We start from the raw sequence: 4,318 nt of genomic DNA on the forward strand, positions 1-4,318 counted from the left end.
CAATGCAACGTTAGTTGGTGGGTTTACCTACCAGGCAATTGCGCCAAGTATTACGAGTATTAGTCCCAATACCAGTACCGTGGCTGGAGGTGTTATGGCAACCGTAACCGGAGCCGATTTTGTTCCTGGAACAACGGTGACTATTGGTGGAGTTGTTGCCAGTAACATTACGGTACTGAATGCAAATACAATAACTTTGACTGTACCTCCTTATGTAAGTGGTGCCTTAGTTAAAGATGTAGTGGTCAATAATGGTGTGAGTACGGCAACTTTAGCAGCAGGCTTTGTTTATACGCCCATTGCCCCAACTTTAAATTCAACCTCTCCAGCCTCCGGGCCACTGGCTGGCGGTACGGTGATTACGTTAACTGGAACTGGATTTACTCTAAACTCAATGGTGGCAGTCGGTGGAGTTACCGCTACGGGGATAGTTGTGGTTAACTCAAGTACTATAACCGCAATTACTCCAGCGTATATTAGTGGTTCCTTGATTGCTGATGTGACGGTAACGAATGGCGTATCGAATGCAACTTTAGCCGGTGGATTCACTTATGTGCCTTCATCGCCAACAATAGCCAGTATCACCCCAAATTCTGGAACTGTTGATGGTGGCACTATTTTAACCATCACCGGAACTAACTTTACCCCTGCAACCACTTTGGATATTGGCGGCATTGCAGCATTAAATGTTACACTACTTAACGCAACAACCTTAACGGTGACAACACCTCCTTATGTCAGTGGCTCACTGATTAAAAACGTCACCATTACTAATGAGGCTGGGGCGACGGTACTGCCGCAAGGTTATACCTACATTTCTAATGCACCGACATTAGTAAATAGTACCCCCAGTACGGGATCTACCGCTGGAGGCACAGTGGTCACCTTGACTGGTACTAATTTCACCCCAAGCTCAACTGTTACTTTTGGCGGTATTGCCGCAACGAATGTTACAGTAACTGGTGAAACTAGCATGACGGCCGTGACACCCGCCTATGTTAATGGTCCACTAAGTGTTGATATCGTAGTGAATAACGGAGTTTCCAATGCCGTTTTATCTTCAGCCTTCACTTATGAAGCGGCGAACCCGAGTATTGCATCAATTAGCCCAAGTACCGGTTCTATCAATGGCGGTACGGCGATAATTATTACCGGATCTAATTTTACTCCAAATACCACCGTAAGCTTAGGAGGCGTTGCGGCAACCAACGTTAGTGTGGTTAGTGCCAATACCTTAACTGCAATAACTCCAGCCTATGTAAATGGTGCTCTTACAGTTGATGTGGTAGTGGATAATGACGTGGCAACGGCTGTACTGCCTGCAGCATTCACTTATACGGCAATAGCACCAACTTTGACCAGTGTCATACCCACCAGTGGTTCTACTTCGGGGGGTACAACAATTACTTTAAACGGTAGTGGTTTTATCCCTGGAACTACGGTAACCATTGGGGGTCTTGCCGCCACTGGAGTACAAATAATTAGTGCGACTAGCTTAACTGCTGTAACTCCTGCGCATGCGAGTGGTTCTGTGAGTGTCGTTGTTGATAATGGCATCAGTACAGCAAGTTTAAGCAATGCCTTTACTTATATTGCTGTTGCACCAACACTTACCGGCATTACTCCTGCAACAGGCAGTATTAATGGTGGGGCGGTAATTACCTTGACCGGTGCTAATTTAATTGGTGTTAATGCGGTTATGGTGGGGGGTATTGCTGCAACTAATGTGACTGTGGTCAGTGATACCAGTGTAACCGCAACGGTCCCTGCTTATGTAAGTGGGCCATTAGTGGTCAATATTACCGTGAACAATGGTAATGCGAATGCGACTTTAGCGAATGCTTTTACTTACGTCGCCGAGCTGCCTACAATCAATGCCGTCACTCCTAATAGTGGTTCGATTGCGGGAGGAACTGCCGTAACGATTACTGGAACAGGCTTTACTCCTGGAACAACAGTTGCCATTGGTGGAGTTGCTGCAACGAATGTAAGCTTGAACAATGCGGGTAGCTTAACGTTCATCACACCTGCTTATCTGAGTGGGCCTTTAGTGGCTGATGTGGTAGTGACCAATAGCGCCGGTAGTGTCACGTTAACCGGAGGCTTTACTTACACGGCAATTACCCCAACCTTAACACAAATTACTCCAGCCACTGGACCGGTTAGTGGTGGAACTACTGTTACTTTAACGGGAACTGGATTTACTCCAGGAACTACGGTGAGTATCGGAGGTATTGCGGCAAGCGGGGTTGTGGTTTCTAGTGCTACCAGCCTGACTGCCATAACTCCAGCTTACGTTAGTGGCGCCTTGGCTGCTGATGTAGTCGTAAATAATGGGGTGTCGAATGCGGCATTAAACGGGGGGTTTACTTATCAAGCTGCAGCGCCAACGATTACAGGCATTACACCAAATAGTGGTTCCATTGCTGGTGGTACTGCCGTAACTGTGAGTGGTAACAATTTCACACCCGCAACGACGCTTAATATTGGTGGGGTAGCGGCAACTAGCGTCGAGGTAATTAATGAAACGACCTTAACTGCCGTCACTCCTGCTTATGCCGGTGGTGCTTTAGCCAGTGATGTTGTGGTTACGAATAGTGTTGCTAGCGCGACCTTAACTGGAGGATATACTTATGTGGCTATTGCTCCAGCACTTACTCAGGTTACACCCAATGCGGGACCCATGGTTGGTGGTACAACGATTACATTGACAGGGACTGGATTTACTCCTGGAACTACGGTAACTGTGGGGGGAGTGGCTGCGACATCAATTATCATTGAAAATGCGACCACATTGACGGCTGTAACACCAGCCTATGTTAGTGGCTCATTAGCGGCAGACGTAATCGTTAATAATGGAGTTACCACGGCGACCTTAACCGGTGGATTCACTTATGAAGCTGCCCTACCATCAATAAGCTCGCTTTCGCCGAATACCGGCTCCGTGTTAGGCGGAACTTCAGTGACTGTATCGGGGGATAATTTTACGCCGAGCACTACTGTAACGATTGGAGGGGTTGCTGCTACCAGTATTGATGTGCTGAGTGCTTCAACCTTAGTGATCACCACACCGGCTTATGTGAGTGGTTCTTTAACTAAAGATGTGGTTATTTATAATGAAGCGGGTAGTGTTACCCTCGTGGGTGGATTTACCTATACTGGAGTTGCTCCTGGATTAACCGGGATCAGTCCTAATGTAGGATCTATGGCTGGTGGCACTGTGGTTACCTTGACAGGAACTAATTTTACACCAGCAACTACCGTGAGTTTTGGAGGGGTTGCTGCGACCAATGTTATTGTAAGTGGTTCAACTACGCTGACTGCAGTCACACCAGCCTATGTTAGTGGCACTTTAACGGTTGATGTCTCCCTTAATAATGGAGTAGGAACTGCAACGTTAACGAGTGGTTTTACCTATCAAACGATAGCGCCCACCCTAAGTTCCATTGCTCCTAATAGTGGCCCAGTTACTGGCGGTACTTCCGTACTGATTACAGGCACTAATTTTACTCCCAGCACTACAGTGACTGTAGGCGGAATTGTCGCAACCAATATTACTGTGGTCAATTCTACAACCATTACGGCATCGACACCTGCTTATCTAAGTGGCACTTTAATTGCGGATGTGGTGGTAAATAATGGCAGCTCTACCGCAGTATTAGCGGGGGGCTTTACTTATACCGCAGTTGCTCCTGTTTTAAGTGGTATTTTACCAGGCAGTGGTTCCATTGCCGGGGGCACTACGATCACTTTAACTGGTTCCGGTTTTATTCCCGGCATGAGCGTGACTTTGGGTGGAACAGCGGCGACTAATGTCACGGTAGTTAATGGTACCACCTTAACCGCAGTGACCCCAGCCCATGCCAGTGGCGCGGTGGATGTAGTTGCTACCAACACTGTGGGTAGTGCCACGTTAACTGGTGGATTTACCTATGTGACTCTAGCGCCGACCTTAGTTGGTTTGACGCCAATTACTGGCAGTGTTGCGGGGGGAACCAATGTGACCTTAACTGGAACTAACCTTACCGGTACTACCTCGGTTACTTTTGGAGGTGTTTCCGCATCGAACATTGTGGTAGTGAGCGACACCAGTGTTACCGCAACAGTACCTGCGTATGTGAGTGGCTCATTAGTAGTTGATGTGACGGTTGGTAATGCTACGGCTAATGCAACCTTAGCTGGGGCCTTTACGTATCTGGCAGTAGCTCCTACCTTAAGTTCGATTGTTCCCAATAGCGGTTCCATTGCTGGTGGTACAACGGCCACGATTACGGGTACCGGTTTTGTACCTGGAACTACGGTCACCATTGGCGGCATT

At 47.6% G+C, this 4,318-nt stretch carries 1 protein-coding gene; it reads left to right on the plus strand.

What is annotated here, in order from left to right; all coding sequences use genetic code 11:
- Positions 1-4,318, plus strand: a 4,318-nt coding sequence (locus ACD661_RS16850; RefSeq protein ID WP_400189002.1) for a beta strand repeat-containing protein, incomplete at both ends; no start/stop codon positions are given.

Source organism: Legionella lytica, from assembly GCF_044626755.1.
Classification (GTDB): Bacteria; Pseudomonadota; Gammaproteobacteria; order Legionellales; family Legionellaceae; genus Legionella; species Legionella lytica_A.